This is a genomic window from Knoellia terrae (genome assembly GCF_048606435.1).
Lineage (GTDB): Bacteria > Actinomycetota > Actinomycetes > Actinomycetales > Dermatophilaceae > Knoellia > Knoellia terrae.
This window is the reverse complement of sequence record NZ_JBMBWH010000003.1, coordinates 196,648-222,956: the sequence shown is the minus strand read 5'-3', so window position 1 is coordinate 222,956 and position 26,309 is coordinate 196,648. Positions and strand designations below refer to the sequence as shown.

Genomic DNA, 26,309 nt, shown 5'->3' with positions numbered 1-26,309 from the left:
CGTCCGACCGACGCGAGGACCGACCCATGAGCACGATGGACCGCTTCAGCCTCGAGGGCCGCGTCGCGGTCGTCACCGGTGGGACCCGGGGACTCGGCGAGGGGTTCGCCGGCGCCCTCGCGGACGCCGGGGCCTCCGTCCTGCTCGTCGGGCGTGACGAGGAACGCGGCGAGGTCGTGGCCCGCGCCATGCGCGAGCGCGGCCTGACGGCGGACTTCCTCGCCGCCGACGTCACCGTCCCCGACGACGTGACCCGCATGCTCGAGGTGGTCCTCGACCGGTTCGGCCGGGTGGACGTCCTCATCAACAACGCGGGCGCCTGCGTCCACGCGCCGGCGCTCGAGGTCACCGACGAGGACTGGCGCCACGTCATGGACGTCAACCTCGACGCGGTGTGGCGGTGCGCGCGGACGTTCGGACGGTACTTCGTCGACCAGCGGTCGGGGGTCGTCGTCAACATCGGCTCCATGTCCGGCTTCGTCGTCAACCGCCCGCAGTGGCAACCGGCATACAACGCGTCGAAGGCTGCGGTGCACCACCTCACCCGCAGCCTGGCCGCCGAGTGGGGACCCCATGGCGTGCGGGTCAACGCGCTCGCGCCGGGCTACATCAAGACCGACATGTCACCGGTGGACGAGCCCCGCTTCCGGCGGCACTGGATCGAGGACGCGCCGCTCGAGCGGTACGGCACGGTGGAGGAGCTGGCCCCGGCCATCGTGTTCCTCGCCAGCGACGCCTCGTCCTTCGTCACGGGGTCCGTCCTCGTCGCCGACGGCGGCTACACCGCCTTCTGACCACCACCTGTCGGGCCTCCGGGCGCTGCACGGCCGGGTGCTGACGTGGCCGGCAGCGACTAGGGCGACTCGGACACCCCCATGACGAGACCCTCGATCGTGTGACGCTGCTCGTGGGGCTCCAGCTCCGCGACGGTGCGCACGTGGAGGTGCCGGCGCAGCTCCGCGTCGAGGGAGTCCCAGAACGCCTGGGTGACGACCATGTCGTGCCGCTCCTCGTGGTCACCGGGGGCGTCGACGCCGAGGATGACCACGGGTCGGGCGACGTCGCTGTGGTTCGCCGTGCCCCGGTGCAGGGCCAGGGCGGAGCGGGCCGAGACGTCGCCGCGCCGGGGCATGCGCAGCTCGGAGATCTCCTGCAGCCGCCCCCACTCCTCACGCGGGGGGAACATCCCGTGCTCCCAGTCCTGACCGGCTTCGTACTGCGTCCCGGGGGCGATCTGGAACGGGCCCATCTCCGGCGTGGTGTCCACCGTGGTGAGGTTGAACGCCAACGACGTGAGGCGCCGGTCCCGGTGGGTGTCCACGGGCGAGCGGAAGTCCCGGTGCCACGGCTGGTCCATCGCCCCCGCGAACGGCACGTCGAACCCGATCTCCACGATCTGGTAGTCCGGGCCGAGCACCGCCTCGGACACCGCGCGGACCCACGGGTGGGTCGCGAGCTCGACGAAGCCGCTGAGCTGTTCCGGGTGCACCTCGACGTACCACCGGTTAGGGCCCCGGCTCAGGGCGCCCCCGTCCCGGCTGCGGGCCTCGGCGAAGGCGGTCATGACGTCCTCGTGCATCCGGTCGACCCACGGGACCGGGAAGGCACCGGGCAGACCGGTGATCCCGCTCGTCTCGAGGGCGTGGACGGCCGAGGTGACGTCGAGGGAAGGGGTGGTGGTGGGCATGGGCGCTCCTTTTGACCTATGCGGGGAAAAGACCGTTGTACGCGCTGCTCCGGCGCATGTAAACACCCTGCCCAGGTCGTGTCGGTGCAGGCGGGGCGCGGTGGGGCGTCCCCCGTCCGGAGCACGAAGGAGGCCGTCCCCGGGTCTGCCGGGAACGGCCTCCTTCGTGCACCACCACTGGTCGGGCTGACAGGATTTGAACCTGCGACCCCTTGACCCCCAGTCAAGTGCGCTACCAAGCTGCGCCACAGCCCGTGGCTTGCTCCCGCGTCACCGTGAGAGCGAACGAAACCCTATCCCATGGGATGGGCGGCGACCGAATCGGTTCGGCGGGGCCATCCGCGGGTCAGTAGGAGTGGCGCCGGCGCAGGGCCGACGGCCTCCCGTCGGGGTCGCCGAGCAGCCGTTGGGGCACCTCCAGCACGCGGCGCAGCGCGCGACCGATGTCGGGCTCGTGCACCCGCCGGAGCCGGCCGGCCGGGCGCCGGCCGAGCATCCCGCCATCGCGCCACTCCTGCAGTGACGTGGCGGCCGTCGCGTACGCGTCGAACATGCCCGACGCCGACACGCAGTCGGCCATGGCGACCTCGTGCTCCGGACCGCAGAGCGGGCGGTCGAGGTGCTCGGCGGCCAGTCGCAGGCGCAGCGACCGGGCGAACGGTGAGTGGTCGGTCGCCGCCTCGTCGAGCACGAGCGCGGCCAGCTCGGAGTCGTGGGTCCAGGAGCGCCGGTTGACGTTGTCGGAGCCGATGGTCGCGTACCAGTCGTCGATGACGAACACCTTGGCGTGCACGTAGACCGGCCAGCCCGCGTGGTTCTCGATGCCGTATGCCGCGAACCGGTCGGGTGCCGCCTCGGTCAGCTGGGCGATCGCCTCGAACCGGCCCTCGAGCTGGAGCAGCTCCGCCGTGCCCATGAGGTCGGGACGGTGGGGGAGGACCGAGATGAGGTGCAGCGACGGGTTCGAGCGCAGGGCGTCGGCGAGCGCCGAGGTCACCGAGGAGGACCAGAGGTACTGCTCCTCGACGTAGATGAGGTCGCGTGCCTGCGCGATCGCCTTGAGGTGGCCCCGGGCGATGGACCGCTCACCGCGGGGCGCGAACGGGTACGCCCGGCCGAAGTGGCGGTGCGGGTACGTGCGGAGCAGCTGTACCACGTGGGTGCCGCCCTCGACGGGTTCGGGGGCGGGGCGTGTGGGCGGCAGAGGCGTCGCCTCGTGCTTGACCCGGCTGAGGCGGTCACGCAGTCGCGAGTGCCAGGCCGGTGTGAGCGGGTCCGGGTCCTCCCAGCGCTCCCGGAAGACCGTCTCGACGTCGCCGACCGCGGGCCCGGTGATGGCGCAGTGGACGTCGTGCCACCCCGGGCTGGGGCCGTACTCGTCGGCGAGCGTCTGCCGCTGCGGGTCGCCGTGGTGGTCGGAGTCGTCACGGCGCGAGTGCGCGACGTCGATGCCGCCGACGAAGGCGATGTCGCGCGAGGGGTCGTCGCGGTGGCGCACGACGACGAACTTCTGGTGGTGCGACCCCCCACGGCGCACCCTCATGTCGAGCAGCACCTCGGCGTGCTCGTCGTCCTCGTCGGCGAGCTCCTCCGCCACCTCCCGGTTCTTCTCGGCGGAGAAGTCGAGCTGCTCGGTGTGCGAGCGCCAGACGAGGACACGGACGTGCACCCTGCGGTTCTCGGCCCGGTCGAGGACGGCGAGCAGGGCGCTCGACGGGTCGTCGGTGAGCTGCTGGTCGCCGTCGATCCGCCACCCGGCGAACATGACGAGGTCACCCTCGGTGGTCGCCTCCAGCACGTCGTGCAGCTCGGCGAAGTACGTCGCGCCGTCGACGAGGGGCCGCACGAGGTTGCCCGTGCTCCATGCCTGCTCCCCGGGGTGCGCGTCGTCCAGCCGGGTGTGCGGGTTGTCGCGCTCGCTCGCGGTGAGCAGCCATCGGGTCAGGTCGGGGTTCACCCGAGCGACCCTGCCATGCGCGCGACCGCCTCGGTGACGATGTCGGGCGACGTCGCGAGGTTGACGCGCACGTGGCCCCGTCCGGTCGTGCCGAACGACGGCCCGGACGAGAAGGCCACTCGGCCCTTCTCGCGGAAGTGCGCGGCCGGGTCGTCCCCCAGGCCGAGCGCCCGGCAGTCGAGCCAGGCGAGGTAGGTCGCCGCCGGCGCGGTGTACCCCACCGAGGGCAGCTGCTCGTCCAGCAGCCGGCCCAGCAGCTCACGGTTCGCGGCGATCTCCCGGCTCACCTGCTCCAGCCAGCCGCGTCCCTCCGTCCAGGCCGCGGCGCCGGCGATCTCGCCGAGGTGGCTCGCACCGTGGGAGTGCACCTCGTGCAGGGTCGCCCCGGGCACCGCCTCGGCGCCCGTGACGACCAGGGCCGCCTTGAGCCCGGCGAGGTTCCAGGCCTTGGACGGCGAGAGGAGGCTCACCCCTCGCTGCCCGCCCTCCACCGTGAGGTAGGGCGTGAAGGTGCCCTCGTGCACGATCGGTGCGTGGATCTCGTCGGAGACCACGGTCACGCCGTGCCGGTCCGCGATCTCGGCGAGCGTCTCGAGCTCGGCTCCGGTGTGCACGGTGCCGGTGGGGTTCTGGGGGTTGCACAGGACGTATGCCGCCCGCTCACCGTCCGCGGTCGCCTCGCCGAACGCGCGCTCGAGCGCCTCCGGGTCCAGCCGGCCGCCCGGGGTGAGCGGCGCGTCCACGACGCGCCGGTCCAGCATGTCGAGGACGTCGAAGAAGGCGTTGTAGACGGGCGAGGAGAGGATGACGGGGCCGCCGGGGTCGGTGACGCCGCGCAGCACCTCGCCCACGCCGATCATCACGTCCGCGACCGGCGACGTGCGCGAGGCGTCGATGGTCCAGTCCCAGGTGTCCGCGGCATACGCCTGTCCCGCCTCGACGAGCTCGCGGCCCAGCGGGTACCCCGTGTCACCGCGCGAGAGGGCCGCCGCCACGGCGTCGACGACCGGCCGGCAGGGCTCGGCGTCCATCTCGGCGACCCAGAGCGGCAGCACGTCGGGCGCGTACAGGCCCCACTTCACGCCGGTGCGGCGCGCGCGCCAGCCGTCGGGGTCACCGGTGAGGATCGGGGTGCTCATGCGCCGACTGTAGACACGGCTCCGGGCCGGGCGTGCTGGGCAGCGACAGCCGAGCGAATAGGCTGCAGCCATGACGGCCGGGGAGAGCGTGCGGGGGACCGACAGCGCTCCCATCGACCGCGTCCTCACCCTGCCCAACGCCCTGTCCGCCCTGCGCCTGCTGGGCGTCCCCGCGTTCATCTGGGCGATCGCGACGCGGCACGACGCCATTGCGCTGGTTCTCCTCATGGCGTCGGGCATCACCGACTACCTCGACGGCAAGATCGCCCGCCACTACGGCCTGGTCTCCCGGGTCGGCCAGCTGCTCGACCCGATCGCCGACCGCCTCTACATCGTCACGACGCTCGTCGGGCTCGCCTGGCGCGACATCATCCCGTGGTGGCTGGTCGTCGTGCTCTTCGCGCGCGAGGCGTTCATGGGTGTCGTCGTCCTCGTGGCGAAGCGCTACGGCTGGACCGGCCTGCCCGTGCACTTCATCGGCAAGGCCGCGACGTTCAACCTCCTCTACGCGTTCCCCGCCCTGCTCATGGCCGACGGTGACGGTGCGCTCGCCGCCTTCATGCGGCCGGTCGGGTGGGGCTTCGCCTGGTGGGGCATCGTCCTCTACTGGGTCGCCGGGATCCTGTATGCCGTCCAGCTCCGTCGCCTGCTCGCCCACCGGGGTGCCCCGTGAGTCCGCAGCTGACCACGCCGCCGCGTCGGCCGGACGCGTCCATGACGCTCCTCACGTCGATGATCGAGCGTCCGCTGGACCCGGGGTACGCCGCTGCGGCCGAGCGGCGCGAGCGTGCCGGGCTGCCGCGCGCCACGAGCCTGCGATCCGCGCGCCTGCTGGTCTTCGCCGTCGTCGTGGGCCTGCTCGTCGGCATCGCCGCCGTCCAGCTCCGGGGGAGCGAGACCACGAAGCAGCGGACGAAGTCGAGCCTCATCGAGCGGATCCAGCGCCAGCAGGAGGTCGTCGACACGCGGGCCGCCGAGGCTGGCGCGCTGCGCTCCGAGATCGCCGCGCTCGACGCCGAGACCCTGCGCGAGGTCAGCGCCTCGCTCGCCGCCGACGTCGAGCGGCTCTCGTTGGTGGCGGGCGCGGTCCCGGTGCGCGGTCCGGCCTTCGTCGTCACGGTCGACGACGCCCCCACCACGGAGGACGAGGCCTCCGGCCCCGACCCGCGCCAGGACAGCATCAGCACCGACGGCAAGGTCATCGCCCGCGACCTGCAGATCCTCACCAACAGCCTCTGGGAGGCCGGAGCGGAGGCGATCTCCATCAACGGGCAGCGACTGACCACCACGGCGTCGATCCGCTTCGCCGGCGAGGCGATCCTCGTCGACTACCGCCCGCTGAAGCGGCCCTACGTCCTCACCGCCATCGGCGACCCCGGACAGCTGCCCGCGCGGTTCGGCGACGGCAACGGCGGCACCTACCTCGCCACGCTCAAGAGCTCCTTCGGGATCCGTGCGGAGACCGCCGTCCGCAAGCAGGCCACCATCCCGGCGTCGGCCACGCTGCGGACCAGGGCCGCCGTGCCCCCGGTTACGCTCGACCCGTCAGCAACGCCGACACCGGCCACGTCGTCCGAAGGAGACCCGTCGTGATCCCCGCCCTGGGCCTCGTCATCGGGATCGTCGTCGGCGTGCTGCTGCAGCCCGAGGTCCCGCTGTGGCTCCAGCCCTACCTCCCCATCGCGGTCATCGCAGCGCTCGACGCCGTCTTCGGTGCCGTGCGGGCGGTCCTGGACGGCATCTTCAACGACAAGGTGTTCGTCATCTCGTTCCTGTCCAACGTCGTCGTCGCCGGCTTCATCGTCTTCCTCGGTGACCAGCTCGGCGTGGGCAGCCAGCTCTCCACCGGCGTCGTCGTCGTCCTCGGCGTCCGCATCTTCTCCAACGTGGCCTCGATCCGCCGACACCTCTTCAACGCGTGAGCGAACACCCGATGAGCACCGAGACGCAGACCTCCCGCCGGGCGTGGCGCCGCCTGCGTCGCGCCGGCGCGCCCCGCCCCACCAAGGGCAACGTCCTGGCGACGATCCTCGCGCTCGGGCTGGGGTTCGCCATCGCCGCCCAGGTGCGACAGACCTCGATCGAGGGGCTCGAGGACCTGCGCGAGGACGAGCTGATCCGCATCCTCGACACCGTCGACCAGGACGGCAACCGGCTCGCCGAGGAGATCCAGACGCTGCGCCTGTCGCGCGACCGGCTCCAGAGCGACACCACGAGCCTCACCGAGGCCCGCGAGGCCGCCCAGCAGCGTCTCGACTCCCTCGCCATCCTCGCCGGCACCGCGCCCGCCCGCGGCCCGGGCATCGTCCTCACGATCCGCGACCCCGAGAACCGCGTCACCGCACCGCTGCTCCTCGACACCCTGCAGGAGCTGCGCGACGCCGGCGCCGAGGCGATCGAGATCAACAGCATCCGCGTCGTCGCCAGCACGTTCTTCACCGACGGCGAGGGCAGCATCTCGATCTCCGGGACGGAGGTCTCCGCTCCCTACGTCGTCACCGCGATCGGGGACGGGTCGACCCTCGCGTCGGCCATGGAGATTCCCGGCGGGGTCACCAACTCGGTCCGCAGCGTCGGCGGAGAGGCCGGCGTGGAGACCAAGGACGAGGTCACGGTGTCCGCGTTGCGGTCCGTTTCCGAGCCTCAGTACGCTCGACCCGTACCCAGCTCGACCACGTCCTGACACCTGCCCTCACCCACGTCCTGACCGGACCAGAAGGAGCCCAACGATGAGCGACCTCGAGTACCCGAGCGACCTGCGCTACACCGCCGAGCACGAGTGGGTGCGCTCGGCCGACGGCGACACGGTCCGGATCGGGATCACCTCGTTCGCGCAGGACTCCCTCGGCGACGTGGTCTACGTCAGCCTCCCGGCCGTCGGCGACACCGTGTCCGTCGGCGACGCGTGCGGCGAGGTCGAGTCCACCAAGTCCGTGAGCGACCTCTACGCCCCGCTGGCCGGCGAGGTGACCGCGGTCAACGAGGCGCTCGACGCGTCGCCCGAGCTGGTCAACTCCGACCCCTACGGCGAGGGCTGGATGTACGAGCTGCGGCCCACCGACGCGGCCGCCGTCGACGGGCTCCTGGACGTCGAGGGCTACCAGCAGCAGCTCGGCTGATTTCCAGCCCGTTCACCGGTGGCCGCCTGTTCATGCCTCGACCGGTCATCTAGGGTGAGGAGTTCAGATGGACGCGATCAGACAAGGAGCCGCACTGATGAGTGACCGAAGTCGTGAGATCCCGGGCCGTGAGCCGGAGTCGTCGACGACGATGCACATCCCTGCGGTGGAGGGCCTCGAGCAGTCGGACGTCGTCCACGAGAGCGAGCACGTCCTCACCCGGGCCGACCAGGCCACCGTCGAGGCGCTGCGCCCCGGCACGGCCCTGCTCGTCGTGCTGCGCGGCCCCAACACCGGCGCGCGCTTCCTGCTCGACGACGACCTCGTCACCTCGGGCCGCCACCCGGAGAGCGACATCTTCCTCGACGACGTGACCGTGTCGCGCAAGCACGCGACCTTCGAGCGCACCGGCGGCCGGTTCGTCGTCAAGGACGTCGGGTCCCTCAACGGCACCTACGTCAACCGCGAGCGGATCGACGAGTCGGTGCTGCAGACCGGCGACGAGGTGCAGATCGGCAAGTACCGCCTCGTCTTCTATGCCGCCAAGCAGGCCTGAGCGGCCGCTGACCATCGGGAAGGTCCTCGCCGCCCTGCGCGAGGAGTTCCCCGAGGTCAGCATCTCCAAGATCCGCTTCCTCGAGGGTGAAGGTCTCGTCGAGCCCCAGCGCACGCCGTCGGGCTACCGCACCTACACCCACGACGACGTCGCCCGGCTCCAGTACGTCCTGCGGGCGCAGCGCGACCGGTTCTGGCCGCTCAAGGTCATCCGTGAGTCGCTGGACGCCCTCGACCGCGGGCTCGAGCCCTCGCCACGGGACGACGCCCGGCCACGACCGCCCGAGCCGCAGGCCGATCCCGACGTCCCGGACGCCCGGGCGCTCGAGGCCGGTCGCGACGTCCGCCTCACCCGGGCCGAGCTCGGCACCGCGACCGGTCTGGACCCCGAGGTCCTCACCTCGCTCGAGGGGTTCGGCCTGCTGCGCCCGGACAGCGGGGGGCACTACTCCGGCACCGACCTCCAAGCCGCGCACGCCGCGGCCGGACTCGCGGCCTACGGCATCGAGGCGCGGCACCTGCGCCCCTTCCGGACCGCCGCGGACCGCGAGGTGGGACTGGTCGAGCAGGCGATGAGCACGAGACGCGCCGGTGGGCGGGCCCGCGAGCAGGCCGAGGTGGCGCGCCTCTGCCTGCAGCTGCACGCCGCCCTGGTCAAGGGTGGTCTGGCCCGTCCCTGACGACGTACGGTGGACGCGTGAAGCCACTGGACGTCCTCGGGGTTCGTGTCGAGATGCCGACCAACCAGCCCATCGTCCTGCTCCGCGAGCGCGACGGCACCCGCTACCTGCCGATCTGGGTGGGTGCCGCCGAGGCCGCGGCGATCGCCTACGCCCAGCAGGGGGTGGTACCGCCACGTCCGCTGACCCACGACCTGCTGAAGAACCTGCTCGACGAGCTGGGCCACAGTCTCGACCGGGTGCGCATCACCTCGCTCCAGGACGGGGTCTTCCACGCCGTCCTCGACATCGACGGCGGCGCCGACGGGGGAGGGCAGAGCATCGACTCCCGCTCCTCGGACGCCATCGCCCTGGCCCTGCGGGCGGGGGTGGACATCCTGACGACCGAGGACCTGCTCGAGGAGGCCGGCGTCGCCATGGCCGGCGAGCAGGAGGAGGACGAGGTGGAGAAGTTCAAGGAGTTCCTCGACCACGTCTCACCTGAGGACTTCGACACCGGAGACAAACCCTCCAGTTGACAGTTAGTGTTACCGATGGGGCGCACGACACGCCTGAGGTCAGGGTCGAGTGGTAGTTGACCCCGGGTCGGTCGAGCCCTAGCGTCACCTCCAAGAGAACGACGTCCGTGTAGTTACAGCGCACCTCGGTGCAGCAGGAGGCTGGCGTGAACGCCATCGAAGAGAACCCCCAGGGTCGGTTGCCGATCGGGGCGCAGGGCCTGCTGTTCACCGACGACCTGCCCGAGCTCGACGAGGAGATGGGCTTTCGCGGCCCCACGGCCTGCAAGGCGGCGGGCATCACCTACCGCCAGCTCGACTACTGGGCCCGCACCTCGCTGGTCGAGCCGTCCGTGCGCGGTGCGGCGGGCTCGGGGTCGCAGCGCCTCTACGGCTTCCGCGACGTCCTCGCCCTCAAGATCGTCAAGCGGCTCCTCGACACGGGAGTGTCCCTCCAGCAGATCCGTGGCGCCGTCCAGGTGCTGCGTGACCGCGGCGTCGACGACCTCGCCCAGATCACCCTGATGAGCGACGGCGCCTCCGTCTACGAGTGCACCTCCGACGAGGAGGTCATCGACCTGCTGCAGGGTGGTCAGGGCGTCTTCGGCATCGCCGTGGGCAAGGTGTGGCGCGAGGTCGAGGGCGACCTGTCGCACCTGCCGAGCGAGCGCCTCGCCGACGAGGTCCCCGCGGCCCACCCCGACGACGAGCTCAGCGCCCGGCGGGCGGCCCGTCTCGCCTGAGCGGGCCCTACGGCATACGCAGGTCTGCATGGCGCGCACCCCGGCCGGGGTGCGCGCCGTTTGTTACCCTGTGCATGCCGCCAACACCGTGCGGGAGAGTCCCCGGTCCGTTCGCGGAGCCGGGGCGCCGAAGGGGCAAACTCCCCGGAACCTCTCAGGCGCAAAGGACCGCACGGATCAGGCACCTCTGAGACGGCTCGTGCCGCGACAGATGGGGAGGCCCGTGCCCGCCCGTGCGCCAGGAGCCTCACCACATGACTGACACCATGCCGAACCCGACCGTGCTGCCCGCCTTCGCCGAGCGCCACATCGGCCCGGACGACTCGCAGGTCGCCGAGATGCTCCGCGCCATCGGGCGTGAGAGTCTCGACGACCTCACCGGCGTCGCCGTCCCGGACGCCATCCGCGCCACGCAGGCGATGGACATCGTGCCCGCCGACTCCGAGCAGGCCGTCGTGGAGGAGCTGCGTGGCCTGGCCTCGCGCAACCGCGTCCTCACCTCGATGATCGGTCTGGGCTACTACGGCACGGTCACGCCTGCGGTCATCCAGCGCAACGTGCTCGAGAACCCGGCCTGGTACACCGCCTACACGCCGTACCAGCCCGAGATCTCCCAGGGCCGGCTCGAGGCCCTGCTCAACTTCCAGACCGTCGTCTCGGACCTCACCGGTCTCAGCACCGCCGGAGCCTCGCTGCTCGACGAGGCGACCGCCGCCGCCGAGGCGATGACCCTGATGCGCCGGTCGAGCAAGGCGGCCAAGGACGCCGTGCTCGTCGTCGACCACGCCGTCTTCCCGCAGACGCTCGCCGTCATGCAGACCCGGGCGGTGCCGCTCGGCATCGAGGTCGTCGTCGGCGACCTCACCGGTGTCGCCTCCAGCGACGCGCTGCGCGAGGCCGCCGGTGGGCGTGAGGTCTTCGGCGTGCTCGTCCAGTACCCCGACCTGCACGGACGCCTGCGCGACCACCGCGCCCTCGCCGAGGCGGCGCACGACGCCGGTGCGCTCGTCACCGCGGCCGCCGACCTCATGGCGCTCACCCTGGCGACCGCGCCGGGGGAGTGGGGAGCCGACATCGCCGTGGGCACCTCCCAGCGCTTCGGGGTCCCGATGGCCTTCGGCGGTCCGCACGCCGGCTACATGTCGGTCCGGTCCGGCCTCGAGCGCACGCTTCCCGGCCGCCTCGTCGGTGTGTCGGTCGACGTGACCGGCGCGCCGGCCTACCGCCTGGCCCTGCAGACCCGCGAGCAGCACATCCGCCGTGAGAAGGCGACGTCCAACATCTGCACGGCGCAGGTGCTCCTCGCCGTCATGGCGAGCATGTATGCCGTCTACCACGGTCCTCGTGGGCTGCGGGCGATCGCGCTGCGCATCCACGCGCACGCGACCACCCTTGCCGAGGCGCTGCGCGAGGGTGGCGTGGAGGTGGCCTTCGAACCGGGCTTCGACACCCTGTCCATCCGGGTGCCGGGCCGGGCCGACGAGCTCGTCGCGGCGGTGCTCGCGGAGGGCGCCAACGTCTGGCGGCACGACGCCGACACCGTGCTGCTCTCGCTCGACGAGACCACGGACCACGACGACCTCTCCAAGGTCTGCCGGGCCTTCGGCGTCTCGCAGCCGGGGCGGGTCACCATCGCCGAGCCCGCCTGGGACGACGCGCTGGTGCGCACGTCCGAGTACCTCACCCACCCCGTGTTCACCAGCCACCACAGCGAGACGGCGATGCTGCGCTACCTCCGGCGCCTCTCGGACCGCGACTTCGCGCTGGACCGCGGGATGATCCCGCTCGGCTCCTGCACGATGAAGCTCAACGCGACCACGGAGATGCTGGCCATCACGTGGCCGGAGTTCGCGAACCTCCACCCGTTCGCTCCGCTGGACCAGACCGAGGGCATCCGCCACCTCATCGGCGAGCTGTCCGAGTGGCTGTGCGACATCACCGGCTACGACGCCGTGTCGCTGCAGCCGAACGCCGGGTCCCAGGGTGAGCTCGCCGGCCTGCTCGCCATCGCGGGCTACCACCGTGCCCAGGGCGACGACGAGCGGACCGTCTGCCTCATCCCCGCCAGCGCGCACGGCACCAACGCGGCCAGCGCCGTCATGGCGGGCATGAAGGTCGTCGTCGTCAAGACCGCCGAGATCACCGGCAACGTCGACATGGACGACCTCAAGGCGAAGGTCGAGCAGCACCGCGACCAGCTCGCGGCGATCATGGTGACCTACCCGTCCACGCACGGGGTCTTCGAGGACACCATCACCGACCTCTGCGCCATGGTCCACGACGCCGGCGGCCAGGTCTACGTCGACGGCGCCAACCTCAACGCGCTCGTCGGCCTGGCCCAGCCGGGGCGCTTCGGCGCGGACGTCTCGCACCTCAACCTGCACAAGACGTTCTGCATCCCGCACGGCGGTGGTGGACCGGGTGTGGGTCCGGTCGCGTGCCGCGAGCATCTCGCGCCGTTCCTGCCCAACCACCCGCTCGACGCCGAGGCCGGTCCGTCGACCGGCGTCGGCCCGGTGTCGGCCGCGCCCTACGGCTCCGCCGGGATTCTGCCGATCTCGTGGGCGTACGTGCGCCTCATGGGTGCCTCGGGGCTGCGGCGCGCCACGGAGGTCGCCGTGCTCAACGCCAACTACGTCGCGGCTCGCCTGCGCGAGCACTACCCGGTCCTCTACTCCGGTGAGGGCGGCCTCGTGGCTCACGAGTGCATCCTCGACGTGCGTCCGCTCACCAAGGAGACCGGTGTCAGCGTCGACGACATCGCCAAGCGCCTCATCGACTACGGCTTCCACGCGCCGACCATGTCCTTCCCGGTGGCCGGCACCCTCATGGTGGAGCCGACCGAGAGCGAGGACAAGGCCGAGCTGGACCGCTTCTGTGACGCCATGATCGCGATCCGGCGAGAGATCGACGCGGTCGGCGCGGCAGGCAACGCAGCGACGAGCGTCCTGCGCGGGGCGCCGCACACCGCCCAGTCGCTCGCGGGCGAGTGGGACGTCGACTACAGCCGGCAGGACGCGGCCTACCCGCCGGGGGTCGACCCGCTGGCGAAGTACTGGCCGCCGGTGCGTCGCATCGACGGGGCGTACGGCGACCGTCACCTCGTCTGCTCGTGCCCCCCGCCGGAGGCCTTCGAGGACTGAGCCGCAGCCCGGACGGGTGGCAGGACCGAGCGCCGCGTGACCTCCCGGGTCACGCGGCGCTCTCGGCTCCAGGGGTCGAGACGACGACGGTGCTGCCGCTCGCGGTCTTGCGGACCGAGAGCTGGCTGGTGATGCGGCTGCGGAGCTCGGCGACGTGCGACACGACACCGACGGCACGACCGCCCTCACGGAGGGTGTCGAGGACGGAGATCACCTGCTCCAGGCTCTCGTCGTCGAGCGTGCCGAAGCCCTCGTCGACGAAGAGGGTGCCGATGTCGAACCCTCCGGACTCCTCGCGGACGGCGTCGGCGAGACCGAGGGCCAGGGCCAGGGAGGCCATGAACGCCTCGCCACCGGAGAGGGTGGACGTCTCGCGGCTGACACCGGTCCACTGGTCGAGCACGCGCAGGCCCAGGCCGCTCCGGGCGCCGCGGGCCGCCAGGCGGTCGGAGTGCTCGAGACGGTAGCGACCGTCGCCCATGATGCGCAGGCGCTCGTTGGCGAGCTGGGCCACCTTCTCGAGGCGCGCCGCGAGGACGTAGGCGGTGAGCCGCATCCGCAGGGAGTTGTTGCTCCCGGCACCGGTGAAGGTGTCGGCGAGCTCCTTGACGCGGTGGTGGCGTTCGAGCGCGGGGCCGGAGGCGTCGAGGGCGGCCGTCAGACTGGAGCTGACACCGAGGAACGACGTGCGTGCGCTCATGGCCCCCGTCTGCGCGGACTGTGCCGCGAGCAGGGCCGTCCGGGCCACCTGGGCCGAGAGCATCAGGGCGTCGAGATCGGGCGCGGGAGCCGCCTCGGCCTCGCGGACGTCGGGGTCCGCCAGGACGGACTCGGCCGCCGCGCGCGCCCGGTCGTGGTCGTGCAGCCGGTCCCGGAGCCGGTCGACCGTGGCGGGCGAGCGCACGGCGGCCGCAGCGTCGTCGAGGGTGGCGAAACCGGCCTCTCGCGCGGCGGCGGCCACCGTCGACTGCGCGGCGGAAAGCCGGGCGTCCGTGGCCTCATGGGCCGCCACGGCGTCACGCCAGCCCTCGGCGGCGGCAACGGCATCGCGGTGCGCGCGCAGCAGCGCGTGGGCGTCCGGGACGCCGTCTCGGTCCCCGGCAGTGTCGCGGGCGGTGCGGTCGAGGACGGGCTCGTCACCAGCCCGGCCGCTCCGGCAGGGGCAGTGTGCGTGCGCCGCGACGAGGCGTCGTGCCGCCTCGGCATCGACTCGCTCGTCCTGCTGGGCCCGTTCGGCGACGGTGCTGGCCCGGGCGAGGTCGTGTCGCGCCTCGGTCACCCCCACCTCCACCCGCGCCGCCGTGTCCCGGGCCGCGGCCAGACGGCGCTCGAGGCCCGGGCGGGCTCCGGCGCGAACGCGCACCACCTGCACGGCGTCCGCCGCGGCGTCCGCGACGGCGGCAAGCTCGGAGAGGTCCAGATCTCGTGCCTCGGTCGCTCCGAGGACACTGAGCGCCTCGGTGAGCACGGCTCGGGCCGCAGCGGCGGCGGACTCGGCCTCCTGCGCCGAGCGCGCGAGGTCGGCATGGGCCCGGCGCGCGAGGTCGAGCTCTGCGGCGGTGACCCGGTCGGTGCCCCGTGCGGGAGCCGGGTGCTCGTGAGCGCCACACACGGGACAGGACGAGCCGTCCACGAGACCCTCGGCCAGCTCGGCCGCCATCTGGGAGAGGCGCTGTCCGACGAGGTCCTGCTCGTGATCTCGGGCGTCCTGGGCGGCCGTGCGGGCTGCGACGGAGGCAGCGACCAGCAGGGAGACCGCCTCCTCGTCCCGGACGACCCGCTCTGCGAGGCGATGCCGGTCGGCCGCTGCGCGAGCGGTCTGCTCGACGCCGTCGAGCGTGGCCTCGGCCTCGACCGCGCCGGCGAGGGCGGTTTCGGCTGCGACGACCTCGGTCCGGGCGTGCTCGCGGTCTGCGTCGGCAGAGTCGAGGACGGCCGTGGCCACCTCGACCGCCTCGAGGTGCTGGCGCAGGAGCTGGGCCCGGACCTCGCGTGCCGCGCCGAGACGCACCAGCTCGCGGACGGCGTCGTCGTGCAGGTGCAGCGCGTCGAGGACGGCGTCGGGGTCCCCGGCCGTCGGGACGAAGGCGAGCACCCCGCGGTGGGCGAGCGACACGGTCGAGCAGGTCGCCTCTGCCTCCGCCTCGGCGCGGGCGAGCGCGGCGAGGTGCCCGCTCAGCCCGGCGGCCCGGCTCGCGGCGGAGTGCTCGAGCCGCACCGCGCTGACGTCACCCTCGTGGAGGTCCAGTGTGGCAAGGGACTCGCGGGCGGTCCGTGCCCGCTGGCGCAGCGTCGCGACGGCGCGTCCCTGCTCCGCCGCAACTGCGGCGGTCCGTTCGTCCGCGAGGGCGGCATCGAGGGCCACCATCGCCTCGGACAGGTGTGCGTCGAGCGCCTCGCCCAGCTCGTCCAGTCGCTGCCGGATCTCCTGCGGAGACTCGGCGTCCACCACCTCGTGCTGCTCCCGGGTCGCCGGCGTGAGATCCGCGTCGGGATCCGGGCCGGCCAGGCCACTCGCGGCGACGACGTCGGCGAGGCGGGCGAGGTCGGTGTCGATGCCGGTGCGACGCGACCGCACCTCCGCCTCGCTCGCCCGACGCTGCTCGACGAGCCAGTCCTCGACGTCGGCGAACCGGGAGATGTCGAACAGCTTCTCGAGCAGACCCCGCCGGTCCTCGTCCTTGGCGGTGAGGAAGGCGGCGAACTCACCCTGGGGGAGCATCGCCACCTTGGCGAACTGCTCCTTGCCCATCCCCACGACGTCGTGGATGACCTCGGCAGCCTCGTCGTTGCGCGTGGAGAGCACCGTCCACTCCCCGCCGCGGTGCTCCGAGAGGGTCACCGTCGCGGGTGCCTCGATCGTGCCGGTCCCGCGCTTCTTGGGTCGCGCGTGGGCGGGGGAGCGGTGCAGCCGGAAGCGCCTGGTGCCGGAGGTGAACTCGAGCTCGACCGCAGGGGTGGCGGTGGGAGCGGCGTGGTCGCTGACGATGCCGCGCTTGTCGCGCAGGCCGGGCACGTCGGCGAAGAGCGCGAAGCAGATGGCGTCGAGCAGGCTCGTCTTGCCGGCGCCGGTCGGGCCGTGGATGAGGAAGAGACCGGCCGCGGTGAGGGCGTCGAAGTCGACCTCCACCTCGTCGGGGAACGGACCGAACGCCGTGGCGCTGAGCCGGTGGATCCTCATGCCGCCCCTGACCGGCGGGGGGCCGTCTCGCCCTCGCCGTCGCTGCCGGCCCGACCAAGGCGAGCCCCCTCGACCGCGTCGGCGAGCAGCTCCCGCTCCGTCTCGTCGGCACCGTGCCCGCCCCTGACGTGGGCCAGGAAGTCGCAGCACACGTCGAGGTCGGAGCGCTCGGTGAGCGACGCGGCATACGCGCTCATCGTCGTGACGGAACCCGTCGGGGCGAAGCGCAGGTCGAGGGTGTGCGGGAAGCGCGCGCGCAGCCGCTCCATCGCGCCGAGCGGCCGGAGCGGGTCGGTGAGCGTCACCTGGCACCAGGCCGACTCGGCGGACGCGTGCTCGCGGCCGGTGAGGAGCTCGTCGAGCGTGCCGCGCAGCAGCGCGAGCGGTCGCTCGACGGGGGCGGCGACGAAGTCGACGACGGGGTCGCCCTCGCCGGAGAGGTCGACCAGCCACGACCCCTTGGTGTGGCGTGCCTCGCTGAACGACATGGCCACGGGGGAGCCGGAGTAGCGCACGCCGTCGGCCACCTGCTGGCGACCGTGCAGGTGCCCCAGGGCGGCGTAGTCGACACCGTCGAAGACCTCGGGCGGGACCGCCGCCACCCCGCCCACCGAGATGTCGCGCTCCGAGTCGCTCGTGGCCCCACCGGTGACGAAGGCGTGCGCCATGACCACCATGCGCCGGTGCGAACCGGTGGTCAGCGACTCCCGGACCCGCGCCATGGCGGCGCGCAGGACGGAGGCGTGGGTGCGCTCGGTCGCGCCGAGGCGGCCGGCGGTGAGCGACGGCTCGAGGTAGGGGAGGGGGTAGATCGCGACGTCGCCGACGAGGACGGGCCGGCCGATGTCGTCGAGGCTGGTGCGGATGTGCACGCCCGAGCGCTCGAGGACACGGGACGCGAAGCCCAGCCGGATGGCCGAGTCGTGGTTGCCGCTGGAGAGGACCACGGCGGCACCCGCGTCGACGATGCGCTCGACGACGTCGGAGAGCAGCGCCACGGTGTCGGGTGCGGGCAGCGCGCGGTCGTAGACGTCGCCCGAGACGAGCACGGCGTCCACCGACTCCGAGCGCACGACGTCGACCAGGGAGTCGAGGTAGGCCGACTGGGCGTCGTGCAGCCCGACCTGGTGGAAGGCCCGGCCCAAGTGCCAGTCGGAGGTGTGGATCATGCGCACGCCCCGAGGCTAGGTCGGTCCACCGACACCACCCGGGACCGAAACGCGGATTGGAGCGCGTTCCGCTCGCCCGGTGTGTTCGGATGGTGATTGAGTGGGCCCGTCGGCCACAGCGCAGGAGAGTCGGAGGTGATGGGCGTGGGTGCGGAGGTCAGCGCACAGAGCTACACCCGTGAGGAGCGCCAGCGCTACCGGGAGAAGGTCCGCCAGAACCTCGACGTGTTCGAGCGCATGCTCACCCAGCACTCGTTCGAGTTCGACCGTCCGCTCACCGGCCTCGAGATCGAGCTCAACCTCGTCAACGAGGACTTCGACCCGCACTTCGCGAACGCCGAGGTCCTCGCGTCGATCGCCGACCCCGGCTACCAGACCGAGCTGGCGCGGTACAACATCGAGCTCAACGTGCCCCCGAGGCCGCTGCCCGGCGACTCCGCCCTGGAGCTCGAGGCGGACCTGCGCGACTCGCTCAACGCCGCCGACGCCAAGGCCCGGGAGGTCGGCTCACGGCTCGTCGCCATCGGCATCCTGCCGACGATCATGCCCGAGCACTACGAGGGCGAGTGGATCAGCGACAACAACCGCTACACGGCCCTCAACGACTCGATCTTCGTGGCCCGCGGCGAGGACATCTTCCTCGACATCACCGGGCCCGGCGGTGAGCGGGTCGCCACCTACTGCGACTCCATCGCGCCCGAGTCCGCGTGCACGAGCGTCCAGCTCCACCTCCAGGTCGCCCCGGCGGACTTCGCGGACCACTGGAACGCCGCCCAGGCCCTGTCGCCGGTGCAGGTGGCCCTCGCCGCGAACTCGCCGTTCTTCTTCGGTCAGCGGCTGCACGCCGAGACCCGCATCGAGCTGTTCAAGCAGGCGACCGACACCCGACCGATCGAGCTGAAGAACCAGGGGGTGCGGCCGCGCGTCTTCTTCGGCGAGCGCTGGATCACCTCGATCTTCGACCTCTTCGAGGAGAACGTCCGCTACTTCCCGGCGCTGCTCGCGGAGAGCACCGACGAGGACCCCATGGCCAAGCTGGAGGCGGGGGATGCCCCCGACCTCGCCGAGCTGCGCCTGCACAACGGGACCGTCTACCGGTGGAACCGGCCGATCTACGACATCGTCAAGGGACGGCCCCACCTGCGGGTCGAGAACCGGGTCCTTCCCGCCGGCCCGACGATCGTCGACACGCTGGCCAACGCCGCGTTCTACTACGGCGCCGTGCGCCGTCTCGCCAACACCGAGCGGCCCGTGTGGACGAAGATGAGCTTCGCGGCCTGCGAGGAGAACTTCCACCGCGCCGCCCGGGACGGCATCGACTCCCGGCTGTACTGGCCGGGCTACGGCGAGGTTGGCGTCGACGAGCTCGTCCTGCGCCACCTCCTGCCCCTGGCGCACGAGGGCCTCGAGGAGTGGGGGGTCTCGCAGGCGGTGCGCGACCGCTTCCTCGGCGTCATCGAGGCGCGCTGCCAGGAGGGCGTCAACGGCGCCACGTGGCAGACCTCCGCCGTGCGGGCCTTCGAGTCCCGCGGCTCCGACCGCCGCACGGCGCTGCACCAGATGCTCGAGCTCTACACCGAGCACATGAGCACCAACGAGCCGGTGCACACCTGGCCGCTGCCCTGACCCGAACGGCGGGCCCGCCGTCAGCCCAGGCTGTTCCAGAGCCGGATCGCCGGCTGCTCCCGCTCGTGCTCGAGGACGCTGACCGAGCCGGCGTCGAGCAGCAGCTTGGCGGCGCCGCGCGGCTGCTCGCGCAGGAACACCGTCGCGAGGATGCGCAGGGCGTGGCCGTGCCCGAAGAGCAGGACGTCGCGCGACGCGAGCACGGGCGCGGCCCGCAGCAGCACCCGCGAGGCGCGGGCGGCGACCTCCTCGACGGTCTCGCCGGCCGACGCCCCAGGCACGACCCCGTGCTCGAAGACGGTCCAGTCGTAGCCGAGCTCGGCCCGGATCTCCTTGGTCGTGCGGCCCTCGTAGGCGCCGTAGTCCCACTCGACGAGGTTGTCGTCGATCTCGGGGGAGTAGCCCGCGATCTCGGCGGTGCGCCGGGCGCGCTGCCTCGGGGAGGAGAGCACGAGACCGAAGTCGAAGCCGGAGAGCCGTGCGCCCAGCGTGGCGGCGTCCGCCTCGCCCTGCTCGGTCAGGACGATGTCGGTGGTGCCGGTGTGCTGCCCGGACTCGCTCCACTCGGTCTTGCCGTGGCGGACGAGGACGATGCGGCCTTCGGGGACAGCGGGTGCGCCGGTCATGACCGTCACTCTGGCAGGATCCGAGTATGCCGCGCCACATCGCCTTCCTGCGGGCCGTGAACCTGGGGCCGGTCCGCAAGGTGCCGATGGCGGAGCTGCGCGAGCGCCTCACCGCCGCGGGGTTCGCCGACGTCGAGACGCACATCCAGACGGGCAACATCGCCCTGTCGTCGGCCATGCGGTCGGGGGCCAGGGTCGAGGCGGCGATCGAGGCCCTGCTGGCCGACTGGTGCGGCTTCGAGGTGCCGACGATGGTCCGCTCGCCGCGTGAGCTCCACGACCTCGCGACGCAGGTCGAGGCGACGCCACCACTGCTCCACGACGGAGCCCGACGCTACGTCGCGTTCGCCAAGACCGAGCCGAGCGCGTCCGCGGTCGCGGCGCTCACGGCATACGCGGAGACTCCGGAACGCGCACGAGTGGTGGGGCGGGACGTCCTGCTCGAGTACGAGAGCGGCTTCCCGAGCTCGAAGCTCGCCGGCGCCCGGCTGGAGAGGATGGTCGGCAGCCCGGTCACCACGCGCGACCTCAAGGTCGTGCGAGCCCTGAACGAGAAATGGAGCACCCCATGAGCGACACCCCCGCCGCCACCGAGCCGGAGACCGGTGGCACCGGTCCGGGGCACCGGAGCGTCACCCTCACCCGCACGTCGCACGGCGAGTTCGACGTGACCAACGTGCGCGGCGGCACCATCCACATCGGCACCGGCGAGAGCGACGACTTCACCCCGGTCGAGCTCCTGCTCACGGCCATCGCGGGCTGCAGCGCCGTCGACGTCGACTTCATCACGAGCCGCCGGGCCGAGCCCCGGGAGTTCACCGTCACCGGCAGCGGCGAGAAGCTGCGCGACCCGGACAAGGGCAACTCCATGGAGGAGCTGGAGGTGACCTTCCGGGTCCGCTTTCCGGAGGGTGCCGACGGCGACCGGGCACGGGACATGCTGCCGCGGGCGATCGCCCAGTCCCACGACCGGCTCTGCACGGTGTCGCGGACCGTCCAGCTCGGCACGCCCATCGCCATGCGGGAGGACTGACGTGGCCCGCTACCTCGACGTCCACCCCGACGACCCGCAGCCGCGCTCGATCCGCCAGACGGTCCAGACGCTGCGGGACGGAGGGCTGGTCGCCTACCCGACGGACTCCGGCTACGCCCTCGGGGCGGCGCTGGGCAACCAGTCCGCCAAGGACCGGATCCGCGACATCCGTCGGCTCGACGACAAGCACCACTACACGCTGGTCTGCGCCGACTTCGCCCAGCTCGGCCACTTCGTCCACGTCGACAACGCGGTGTTCCGCGCGGTCAAGGCCTCGACACCGGGGCCGTACACGTTCATCCTGCCGGCGACCGGCGAGGTGCCGCGGCGCGTGCTGCACCCGAAGAAGAAGACCGTCGGCGTGCGCATCCCCGACAACGCGGTCGTGCGCGCGCTGCTCGCCGAGCTGGGGGAGCCGATGCTCACCTCGACGCTCATCCTGCCGGGGGAGAGCGAGCCGATGACCGACGGCTGGCAGGTCAAGGAGGCGCTGGACCACGTCGTCGACACGGTGATCGACTCGGGGGAGTGCGGCACCGAGCCGACGACCGTCATCGACCTGTCCGGGGACGTACCCGAGGTGCTGCGGGTCGGTGCCGGGGACCCGACCCGCTTCGAGGGCTGAGCCTCGGCACCGGTGGGGGAGACACGTCACCCCCACCGGTGCCTGAGCCCCTGGACCGGTGGGGGTGACGAGGACTGCTCGGGAGGATCGAGCAGTCCTCAGCTGCCGTAGAGCGCCCGCACTCCCACGCGGTCGCTCTCGGTCATGCTGAGGTCGTCGGACGATCCGTTGCACTGGGGGTAGTGCATGATCGACGCGCTGTCGTAGGCGGTCAGCGGACGCCAGTTGTTGTCCTCGAAGCAGGTGCCGGCCTCGGGACGGGTGTGCTCGTGGCGGAAGCCCAGGGTGTGGCCGAGCTCGTGCGCCATGATGTTGGACGGGGTCCACGACCCGCTGCTGTAGAGCGAGCGGGCGTTGACGAGCACGTTGCGGCCGGACTTCGGGGTGCTGGGGAAGAAGGCCCGTGCGATGTACTGCGTGGTCTTGGTCGGCTCGACCGAGAACAGCACCGAGGTGTTGCGCGTGGTGCAGTTGCCGTCCTGGGCCGTGACGTGGGTGAAGTTCACCTTGCTCGTCGCTGCCTCCCACTGGCCGACACCGGCGGTCATGGCCGACACGACGCGGCTGTAGTCGGCGCCGAACTTGCTGCTCACGCAGTAGGTGAGGTTGAGCGCCTGCGTGGCGGACCACTTGTCGTCGCGGCCGCTCACCGTGTTGACGATGAGGCCGTCCTCGTGGGTCTCCTGCGGTGCCACCAGTGCGTCGTAGAACTGGCGCAGGGCGCCGTCGCTGTTGACCGGCTCGTCACCGTTGACGATGAACTTGCGGTCGAGGTCCTGGAACGTCGAGGCCTTGAACTCGGTGTAGCTCGGAGCCTGTCCCTCGGTGGCGGTGGCCTGACCGGTGAAGATGGCGCCGCCGGCGAGGGCGGACGCGGCGAGGACGGCGAGCGTGCGACTGGTGGTCGTCATGAGTTCTCCTTGGCAGGGGTCGACCGCGGGAAGCGGCCGTGCGCCAACGTATGAACCGCTCGGTCAGTGCCGGGTACGGCGCGGGTCAAGAGTTGGTATGCCGGGTCAAGAGTTGGTCGAGACCTCGCGCGGGGTCCGCCGGTCACCTCGCGGACCTAGGTTGTCGTCATGACGGCGCTCGAGTTCACCGGAGAGGTGTGGGAGTGGCGTGGGCCGGCGCCCTACCACTTCGTGTCGGTCCCGGCCGACCGGTGCGAGGAGGTGCGGGACGCGGCCGAGGTCGTAAGCTACGGGTGGGGGATGGTGCCCGTCTCGCTGCGGCTGGGGGGCACCTCGTGGACGACATCGTTGTGGCCCAAGGACGGTGGCTACGTCGTGCCGCTCAAGGATGCGGTGCGTCGCGCCGAGCGGGTCGAGCTCGGCGACCTCGTCACGCTGACGGTGCAGATCTCCCTGGACACCTGAGACGCTCGGCGTGGTGGCGTCGTCACCGCGCAGGGTCATGGGGGAGGGGCTCCAGCAGGAAGACACGAACCTGCCGCCTGCCGGCGAGACGTCGCCGGTAGCGCCGATAGCCGGGATAGAAGGTGGCCGACCGCTCGAACACCCTTCCGGCCTCTTCCGGTGTGGCAGGCCGCGCCACGACATCGCGGGACGTGTTGCGGTACGTGACGACGGCTCGGGGGTCGGCCTCGAGGTTGAGGACCCAGGTCGGCGTCGACGGCTGGCCGAAGTTCGTGCCGATGAGGGCCAGGGTGCCCTCGAGAGGTGTCGCGATGAGGTGGCTGGTGCGTGGAGCGCCGGACCTCCGACCCGTGGTCGTGAGCCGCAGGACCGAGATTCCCGTGAAGAGGCTCGGAACGCTGTGGCGCCCACCGGTCAGCCGTTCGACGAGGGCGTCGGCGTGACGCAGGCTGTGCGAGAAGGCCTTCGCTCCCGCTCTCGTCCCGCCGACCCAGCGGATCGCCCGCTGCACGGGGTTGCCGGGGCGGTGCCGGTAGCCCAGCTCCTGCGCCAGGTCGGGGCTCACGTGACGGCCTCGATGTGGCGGCTGACGACCCGGGCGTGCTTGCCGACCTGGCGGACGCGCTCGAAACCCAGGTCGTCGAACAGCTCGAGGGTGGCGCTGAAGAGGAACCGGCGGGCGGCCTGACGTCCCTCGTCCCGAGTCTTCGGGCCGAGGGCGGTGGCGGTGGCGGAGCAGCTCATCCGCAGGGTCTCCTCTCGCAGGCTGCCCCCATCGTGCCGCCCCGCGAGGCCGGCTGTCCCGGGCATGAGCCGACCCCGCGGCATACGGTGGGCCGATGACCGGTTCGGCGGAGGTGGACGTCAGCGCGTTGGCGATCAACGTGAGCATCCCGACGTCGTTGCAGTGGCACGACACCCGGCGCGGTGAGGAGTTCGTACTGACGTCGCTCAACGTCCGCCTGCTCCCGGACGGACACCTCGCCGCCAAGGCGTACGGACGCCCGGTGGCCGGTGGTCGCGGCGGCTACACGTCGTTCCGGGTCCCGGACCGGCCCGAGCTCACGGCGCTGGTCGACGCTGCGGCGACGCGGGCGAGTGAGCTGTGGAGCGCCCATCGAGGTCTGGGCTGAGGCCTGCGGGGGACGCCGCCTCATGGCTGTTGGCTCTGTTGGTTGACATAATGTTGATTATCGGCGTTGTTCGAGCGTGCCGGAAAGGCCCTCACAGCGGTGCGCCCGGTGGCGCCTCCGGTCTCCGGACCCCGACTGAAGACCCTCACGCTGGCCGCCGTCAGCCTCGACGCCACCGATCCACCGGTCGCGCCCGGTCTGGGCCGGCGTCCTCGGCTCGCAGGCTCTCGAACATGTGTCCGACGAGGTGAGCGTGGTGCCACTGGAGGGAACGTTCGACCTCACCGTCCGTCGGAGCGGGCTCCCGAAGCCCGGTCCCAACCGGATCCACGCCGACGTGACGACCATCTCGCGGAGGGACATGGACGAGCGTCGTCTCGGCGCCCGGTGGGTGCCGCGGAACGGTCAGGGCCCTGACGATGCGGTCATGACCGACCCCGACGGGCGACGAGTTCCGCCTGTCAGCTCGACGCTGAGCGCGTCACCCGCAGGTCACCACTGCCAGCCCTTGTCCATCCCGGCCTCCTCAGTCGGCGCGTGCGACGCGGTGCAGCGCCTTTCTCGAAGGCTAGGTCGGTGCGCAGGGCGTCCGTCCTCTGACGTCGGGCTGTTTCCCCATAGCGCCGATCGACGCGACCGTCGTCGAACGAACTAGTCCGACGGCGAGGTCCCGCAGCCGCAGTGCCGGAACGCCGTCGTCACCCACGAGGAGACCCTGCCCTCCCTTCACCGGCGGATTGCTAGCCTCGGAGGATGGAGGTTGCCAGAGTCGCGCGAACGATGAACGACTTGCGCTGTGCCGCAACCCTGTTCGCCGACTTCCAGAGTGAGTACGACGACCCGGTTCCCGAGGTCGACTGGATGCAGGGCCACCTGAGCCGGCTCGTCGAAGGTGGGGACACCAGTGTCCTCCTCGCCGGGGACCCCGCCGTCGGGCTGGCCATCCTGAGGTTCCGCACCGCCACCTGGGCGGACGTCCTCGAGGCCCACCTCGCCGAGCTCTACGTCGCGCCCGAACACCGCAACCGGGGCATCGGGCGCGCGTTCCTCACGGACCTGCTCGGCCACTGTCGCAGCCGCGGCGCGGCGTACGTCGATCTCAACACGTCCGAGGACGACGAGGCGGCGCGCCACCTCTACGAGTCGTTCGGGTTCGACTGCCACGAAGGCCGTGGTGAGGGGCCGCTCGCGATCTACTACGAGAAGGACCTCTGACACAGAACACCCGTCGACGGAGCGGGTTTGCCCCTCGCTCTCCCCGCGTGACACTCTCGGAGGCAGAGCCTGCACGAGGCTCCCGGACGAGGGGCGCCGTACCCGGAACGCGACAAGACGGCCCGCAGGAGCCCTGTCATGTCATGGATCGTCCTCGTCATCTCCGGTGTCCTCGAGGCCGTCTGGGCCACCGCACTCGGCCGCTCGGAGGGGCTGACCCGCCTGGCGCCCTCGATGACCTTCGGTGTGGCCCTCGTGCTGAGCATGGGCGGGCTCGCCTGGGCGATGCGCGAGCTCCCGGTCGGCACGGCGTATGCCGTGTGGGTGGGGATCGGCGCCGTCGGCACGGTCGGGTGGGCGATGGCCACCGGGCAGGAACCGGCCTCGGCGCTCCGTCTCCTGCTCGTGGGCCTCATCGTCGCCGGTGTCGTCGGGCTGAAGCTCACCCAGTGAGCCGGCGCCGCGACAGCGTCGTGACCTCGACCTCGTAGCGGCTTCCCGCACCTCCCGGCGTCCGGAAGAAGCGGCGACGCAGCGCGCCGGTGACCCGCACGGTGTCACCGTCGGTGAGGCGCCCGGCCGCCCGGCGCGACGAGGCCGACCAGCAGGCCAGGTCGATGGTGTCGACCGGTCCACCGCCGGGTCGGGGCACGACGAGCCGGAGGGTGACGAGGCCGTCGCCGGAGGGCAGCTCGCGCGCCTCCGGGTCTCCGCTCACCCGCCCGACCAGCTCGACGCTGTTGACCGCCGCGCGCGTGTCGTCCTTGGCCTTCGCTACCATCGTGCACTCCCCCATCCGCCGCTC

30 protein-coding genes, 1 tRNA gene and 2 riboswitches are annotated in these 26,309 nt (G+C 72.0%); of the genes, 20 read left to right on the top strand and 11 right to left on the bottom strand.

Features of this window, described 5'->3' with window-relative positions:
• The first annotated feature begins 26 nt into the window (after positions 1–26).
• Positions 27–794, top strand: a complete 768-nt coding sequence (locus tag ACOJV9_RS06265) for an SDR family NAD(P)-dependent oxidoreductase (protein WP_420184332.1) — start codon at positions 27–29, stop codon at positions 792–794.
• A 59-nt stretch (positions 795–853) separates the two neighbouring features.
• Here the strand turns inward: ACOJV9_RS06265 and ACOJV9_RS06260 are convergent, their stop codons facing one another.
• The 4 genes from ACOJV9_RS06260 to ACOJV9_RS06245 form a co-directional block, all read right to left on the bottom strand.
• Positions 854–1,687 carry a phytanoyl-CoA dioxygenase family protein gene (locus ACOJV9_RS06260; RefSeq protein ID WP_420184331.1) on the bottom strand — a complete coding sequence of 278 codons (834 nt, stop codon included), beginning with the start codon at positions 1,685–1,687 and terminating at the stop codon, positions 854–856.
• Between the two features lie 178 nt (positions 1,688–1,865).
• Positions 1,866–1,942, bottom strand: a tRNA-Pro gene (locus ACOJV9_RS06255).
• Between the two features lie 91 nt (positions 1,943–2,033).
• The gene (locus ACOJV9_RS06250) at positions 2,034–3,644 is read right to left on the bottom strand and encodes a phospholipase D family protein (protein ID WP_420184330.1); all 1,611 of its coding nucleotides are present in this window, start codon (positions 3,642–3,644) and stop codon (positions 2,034–2,036) included.
• Positions 3,641–4,783 (bottom strand): MalY/PatB family protein, encoded by a 1,143-nt coding sequence (locus tag ACOJV9_RS06245; protein ID WP_420184329.1) that lies wholly within the window; start codon positions 4,781–4,783, stop codon positions 3,641–3,643. Before ACOJV9_RS06245 ends, ACOJV9_RS06250 begins: the two co-directional genes overlap by 4 nt.
• 70 nt (positions 4,784–4,853) lie before the next feature.
• On the opposite strand from ACOJV9_RS06245, the gene clsA reads away from it, so the two are divergent.
• The 10 genes from clsA (at position 4,854) to gcvP (ending at position 13,520) form a co-directional block, all read left to right on the top strand.
• Positions 4,854–5,456: a cardiolipin synthase ClsA gene (gene clsA, locus ACOJV9_RS06240; RefSeq protein WP_420184328.1), complete on the top strand. Its 603-nt coding sequence runs from the start codon at positions 4,854–4,856 to the stop codon at positions 5,454–5,456.
• 41 nt (positions 5,457–5,497) lie between these two features.
• Positions 5,498–6,376, top strand: a complete 879-nt coding sequence (locus tag ACOJV9_RS06235) for a DUF881 domain-containing protein (RefSeq protein WP_420184327.1) — start codon at positions 5,498–5,500, stop codon at positions 6,374–6,376.
• Positions 6,373–6,705: a small basic family protein gene (locus tag ACOJV9_RS06230; protein WP_420184326.1), complete on the top strand. Its 333-nt coding sequence runs from the start codon at positions 6,373–6,375 to the stop codon at positions 6,703–6,705. Before ACOJV9_RS06235 ends, ACOJV9_RS06230 begins: the two co-directional genes overlap by 4 nt.
• Positions 6,706–6,716: 11 nt before the next feature.
• The gene (locus tag ACOJV9_RS06225; RefSeq protein ID WP_420184325.1) at positions 6,717–7,466 is read left to right on the top strand and encodes a DUF881 domain-containing protein; all 750 of its coding nucleotides are present in this window, start codon (positions 6,717–6,719) and stop codon (positions 7,464–7,466) included.
• A 46-nt stretch (positions 7,467–7,512) separates the two neighbouring features.
• Complete coding sequence (gene gcvH / locus ACOJV9_RS06220) at positions 7,513–7,902, top strand: glycine cleavage system protein GcvH (RefSeq protein ID WP_420184324.1); 390 nt, start codon at positions 7,513–7,515, stop codon at positions 7,900–7,902.
• 97 nt (positions 7,903–7,999) lie between these two features.
• The gene (locus ACOJV9_RS06215; RefSeq protein WP_420184323.1) at positions 8,000–8,458 is read left to right on the top strand and encodes an FHA domain-containing protein; all 459 of its coding nucleotides are present in this window, start codon (positions 8,000–8,002) and stop codon (positions 8,456–8,458) included.
• Complete coding sequence (ftsR, locus tag ACOJV9_RS06210; RefSeq protein ID WP_420184322.1) at positions 8,439–9,137, top strand: transcriptional regulator FtsR; 699 nt, start codon at positions 8,439–8,441, stop codon at positions 9,135–9,137. Before ACOJV9_RS06215 ends, ftsR begins: the two co-directional genes overlap by 20 nt.
• A 17-nt stretch (positions 9,138–9,154) precedes the next feature.
• Positions 9,155–9,655 carry a bifunctional nuclease family protein gene (locus ACOJV9_RS06205; protein WP_420184321.1) on the top strand — a complete coding sequence of 167 codons (501 nt, stop codon included), beginning with the start codon at positions 9,155–9,157 and terminating at the stop codon, positions 9,653–9,655.
• 146 nt (positions 9,656–9,801) lie between these two features.
• Positions 9,802–10,377 carry a MerR family transcriptional regulator gene (locus tag ACOJV9_RS06200; protein WP_420184320.1) on the top strand — a complete coding sequence of 192 codons (576 nt, stop codon included), beginning with the start codon at positions 9,802–9,804 and terminating at the stop codon, positions 10,375–10,377.
• Between the two features lie 81 nt (positions 10,378–10,458).
• Positions 10,459–10,558, top strand: a riboswitch (glycine riboswitch).
• Positions 10,559–10,631: 73 nt separating this feature from the next.
• Complete coding sequence (gene gcvP, locus ACOJV9_RS06195; RefSeq protein WP_420184319.1) at positions 10,632–13,520, top strand: aminomethyl-transferring glycine dehydrogenase; 2,889 nt, start codon at positions 10,632–10,634, stop codon at positions 13,518–13,520.
• 49 nt (positions 13,521–13,569) lie between these two features.
• On the opposite strand, the gene ACOJV9_RS06190 is transcribed toward gcvP, so the two are convergent.
• Positions 13,570–16,701 (bottom strand): AAA family ATPase, encoded by a 3,132-nt coding sequence (locus ACOJV9_RS06190; RefSeq protein ID WP_420184318.1) that lies wholly within the window; start codon positions 16,699–16,701, stop codon positions 13,570–13,572.
• Positions 16,698–17,876 (bottom strand): exonuclease SbcCD subunit D, encoded by a 1,179-nt coding sequence (locus ACOJV9_RS06185; protein WP_420184317.1) that lies wholly within the window; start codon positions 17,874–17,876, stop codon positions 16,698–16,700. Before ACOJV9_RS06185 ends, ACOJV9_RS06190 begins: the two co-directional genes overlap by 4 nt.
• A 132-nt stretch (positions 17,877–18,008) precedes the next feature.
• Here ACOJV9_RS06185 and ACOJV9_RS06180 point away from each other — a divergent pair, with 132 nt between their 5' ends.
• Entirely contained in the window at positions 18,009–19,496 is a 1,488-nt protein-coding gene (locus ACOJV9_RS06180; RefSeq protein WP_420184316.1) for a glutamate-cysteine ligase family protein, read from the top strand.
• Positions 19,497–19,516: 20 nt separating this feature from the next.
• On the opposite strand, the gene ACOJV9_RS06175 is transcribed toward ACOJV9_RS06180, so the two are convergent.
• Positions 19,517–20,122: a histidine phosphatase family protein gene (locus tag ACOJV9_RS06175; protein WP_420184315.1), complete on the bottom strand. Its 606-nt coding sequence runs from the start codon at positions 20,120–20,122 to the stop codon at positions 19,517–19,519.
• A 26-nt stretch (positions 20,123–20,148) separates the two neighbouring features.
• On the opposite strand from ACOJV9_RS06175, the gene ACOJV9_RS06170 reads away from it, so the two are divergent.
• The 3 genes from ACOJV9_RS06170 to ACOJV9_RS06160 are packed head-to-tail and all read left to right on the top strand — an operon-like array spanning position 20,149 to position 21,780.
• Positions 20,149–20,694: a DUF1697 domain-containing protein gene (locus ACOJV9_RS06170; RefSeq protein WP_420184314.1), complete on the top strand. Its 546-nt coding sequence runs from the start codon at positions 20,149–20,151 to the stop codon at positions 20,692–20,694.
• A complete protein-coding gene (locus tag ACOJV9_RS06165; RefSeq protein ID WP_420184313.1) occupies positions 20,691–21,155 on the top strand; it encodes an OsmC family protein in 465 nt (154 codons plus the stop codon). The genes ACOJV9_RS06170 and ACOJV9_RS06165 overlap by 4 nt, the downstream gene beginning before the upstream one ends.
• A 1-nt stretch (position 21,156) precedes the next feature.
• Positions 21,157–21,780 carry an L-threonylcarbamoyladenylate synthase gene (locus ACOJV9_RS06160; RefSeq protein WP_420184312.1) on the top strand — a complete coding sequence of 208 codons (624 nt, stop codon included), beginning with the start codon at positions 21,157–21,159 and terminating at the stop codon, positions 21,778–21,780.
• 98 nt (positions 21,781–21,878) lie between these two features.
• Here ACOJV9_RS06160 and ACOJV9_RS06155 read toward each other — a convergent pair whose 3' ends face one another.
• Positions 21,879–22,691: a M57 family metalloprotease gene (locus tag ACOJV9_RS06155; protein WP_420184311.1), complete on the bottom strand. Its 813-nt coding sequence runs from the start codon at positions 22,689–22,691 to the stop codon at positions 21,879–21,881.
• 168 nt (positions 22,692–22,859) lie between these two features.
• Here ACOJV9_RS06155 and ACOJV9_RS06150 point away from each other — a divergent pair, with 168 nt between their 5' ends.
• Positions 22,860–23,156: a DUF1905 domain-containing protein gene (locus tag ACOJV9_RS06150; RefSeq protein WP_420184310.1), complete on the top strand. Its 297-nt coding sequence runs from the start codon at positions 22,860–22,862 to the stop codon at positions 23,154–23,156.
• A gap of 22 nt (positions 23,157–23,178) precedes the next feature.
• Here ACOJV9_RS06150 and ACOJV9_RS06145 read toward each other — a convergent pair whose 3' ends face one another.
• Together ACOJV9_RS06145 and ACOJV9_RS06140 are read right to left on the bottom strand one after the other, a co-directional pair.
• A complete protein-coding gene (locus tag ACOJV9_RS06145) occupies positions 23,179–23,721 on the bottom strand; it encodes a nitroreductase family deazaflavin-dependent oxidoreductase (protein WP_420184309.1) in 543 nt (180 codons plus the stop codon).
• Positions 23,718–23,966, bottom strand: a complete 249-nt coding sequence (locus ACOJV9_RS06140) for a hypothetical protein (protein ID WP_420184308.1) — start codon at positions 23,964–23,966, stop codon at positions 23,718–23,720. The genes ACOJV9_RS06145 and ACOJV9_RS06140 overlap by 4 nt, the downstream gene beginning before the upstream one ends.
• 29 nt (positions 23,967–23,995) lie before the next feature.
• On the opposite strand from ACOJV9_RS06140, the gene ACOJV9_RS06135 reads away from it, so the two are divergent.
• The 4 genes from ACOJV9_RS06135 (at position 23,996) to ACOJV9_RS06120 (ending at position 25,957) form a co-directional block, all read left to right on the top strand.
• A complete protein-coding gene (locus tag ACOJV9_RS06135; RefSeq protein ID WP_420184307.1) occupies positions 23,996–24,289 on the top strand; it encodes a hypothetical protein in 294 nt (97 codons plus the stop codon).
• Between the two features lie 178 nt (positions 24,290–24,467).
• Positions 24,468–24,944, top strand: coding sequence for a VOC family protein (locus ACOJV9_RS06130; protein WP_420184469.1), 477 nt, complete (start codon positions 24,468–24,470; stop codon positions 24,942–24,944).
• Between the two features lie 125 nt (positions 24,945–25,069).
• Positions 25,070–25,504, top strand: coding sequence for a GNAT family N-acetyltransferase (locus ACOJV9_RS06125; protein WP_420184306.1), 435 nt, complete (start codon positions 25,070–25,072; stop codon positions 25,502–25,504).
• A gap of 62 nt (positions 25,505–25,566) precedes the next feature.
• A riboswitch (guanidine-III (ykkC-III) riboswitch) is annotated at positions 25,567–25,631 on the top strand.
• A gap of 11 nt (positions 25,632–25,642) precedes the next feature.
• Complete coding sequence (locus ACOJV9_RS06120; RefSeq protein ID WP_420184305.1) at positions 25,643–25,957, top strand: DMT family transporter; 315 nt, start codon at positions 25,643–25,645, stop codon at positions 25,955–25,957.
• Here the strand turns inward: ACOJV9_RS06120 and ACOJV9_RS06115 are convergent.
• Positions 25,947–26,285 (bottom strand): single-stranded DNA-binding protein, encoded by a 339-nt coding sequence (locus ACOJV9_RS06115; protein WP_420184304.1) that lies wholly within the window; start codon positions 26,283–26,285, stop codon positions 25,947–25,949. The genes ACOJV9_RS06120 and ACOJV9_RS06115 overlap by 11 nt on opposite strands.
• Positions 26,286–26,309: the final 24 nt, after the last annotated feature.

What these genes read in the sequence shown, in the direction of transcription:
- ACOJV9_RS06265 (WP_420184332.1), top strand. Translation starts at nt 27, where the DNA reads ATGAGCACGATGGACCGCTTCAGCCTCGAGGGCCGCGTCGCGGTCGTC.
- ACOJV9_RS06260 (WP_420184331.1), bottom strand. Translation starts at nt 1,687, where the DNA reads ATGCCCACCACCACCCCTTCCCTCGACGTCACCTCGGCCGTCCACGCC.
- ACOJV9_RS06245 (WP_420184329.1), bottom strand. Translation starts at nt 4,783, where the DNA reads ATGAGCACCCCGATCCTCACCGGTGACCCCGACGGCTGGCGCGCGCGC.
- clsA (WP_420184328.1), top strand. Translation starts at nt 4,854, where the DNA reads ATGACGGCCGGGGAGAGCGTGCGGGGGACCGACAGCGCTCCCATCGAC.
- ACOJV9_RS06235 (WP_420184327.1), top strand. Translation starts at nt 5,498, where the DNA reads ATGACGCTCCTCACGTCGATGATCGAGCGTCCGCTGGACCCGGGGTAC.
- ACOJV9_RS06225 (WP_420184325.1), top strand. Translation starts at nt 6,717, where the DNA reads ATGAGCACCGAGACGCAGACCTCCCGCCGGGCGTGGCGCCGCCTGCGT.
- gcvH (WP_420184324.1), top strand. Translation starts at nt 7,513, where the DNA reads ATGAGCGACCTCGAGTACCCGAGCGACCTGCGCTACACCGCCGAGCAC.
- ACOJV9_RS06215 (WP_420184323.1), top strand. Translation starts at nt 8,000, where the DNA reads ATGAGTGACCGAAGTCGTGAGATCCCGGGCCGTGAGCCGGAGTCGTCG.
- ftsR (WP_420184322.1), top strand. Translation starts at nt 8,439, where the DNA reads ATGCCGCCAAGCAGGCCTGAGCGGCCGCTGACCATCGGGAAGGTCCTC.
- gcvP (WP_420184319.1), top strand. Translation starts at nt 10,632, where the DNA reads ATGACTGACACCATGCCGAACCCGACCGTGCTGCCCGCCTTCGCCGAG.
- ACOJV9_RS06190 (WP_420184318.1), bottom strand. Translation starts at nt 16,701, where the DNA reads ATGAGGATCCACCGGCTCAGCGCCACGGCGTTCGGTCCGTTCCCCGAC.
- ACOJV9_RS06180 (WP_420184316.1), top strand. Translation starts at nt 18,009, where the DNA reads ATGGGCGTGGGTGCGGAGGTCAGCGCACAGAGCTACACCCGTGAGGAG.
- ACOJV9_RS06175 (WP_420184315.1), bottom strand. Translation starts at nt 20,122, where the DNA reads ATGACCGGCGCACCCGCTGTCCCCGAAGGCCGCATCGTCCTCGTCCGC.
- ACOJV9_RS06170 (WP_420184314.1), top strand. Translation starts at nt 20,149, where the DNA reads ATGCCGCGCCACATCGCCTTCCTGCGGGCCGTGAACCTGGGGCCGGTC.
- ACOJV9_RS06165 (WP_420184313.1), top strand. Translation starts at nt 20,691, where the DNA reads ATGAGCGACACCCCCGCCGCCACCGAGCCGGAGACCGGTGGCACCGGT.
- ACOJV9_RS06155 (WP_420184311.1), bottom strand. Translation starts at nt 22,691, where the DNA reads ATGACGACCACCAGTCGCACGCTCGCCGTCCTCGCCGCGTCCGCCCTC.
- ACOJV9_RS06150 (WP_420184310.1), top strand. Translation starts at nt 22,860, where the DNA reads ATGACGGCGCTCGAGTTCACCGGAGAGGTGTGGGAGTGGCGTGGGCCG.
- ACOJV9_RS06140 (WP_420184308.1), bottom strand. Translation starts at nt 23,966, where the DNA reads ATGCCCGGGACAGCCGGCCTCGCGGGGCGGCACGATGGGGGCAGCCTG.
- ACOJV9_RS06135 (WP_420184307.1), top strand. Translation starts at nt 23,996, where the DNA reads ATGACCGGTTCGGCGGAGGTGGACGTCAGCGCGTTGGCGATCAACGTG.
- ACOJV9_RS06125 (WP_420184306.1), top strand. Translation starts at nt 25,070, where the DNA reads ATGAACGACTTGCGCTGTGCCGCAACCCTGTTCGCCGACTTCCAGAGT.
- ACOJV9_RS06120 (WP_420184305.1), top strand. Translation starts at nt 25,643, where the DNA reads ATGTCATGGATCGTCCTCGTCATCTCCGGTGTCCTCGAGGCCGTCTGG.
- ACOJV9_RS06115 (WP_420184304.1), bottom strand. Translation starts at nt 26,285, where the DNA reads ATGGTAGCGAAGGCCAAGGACGACACGCGCGCGGCGGTCAACAGCGTC.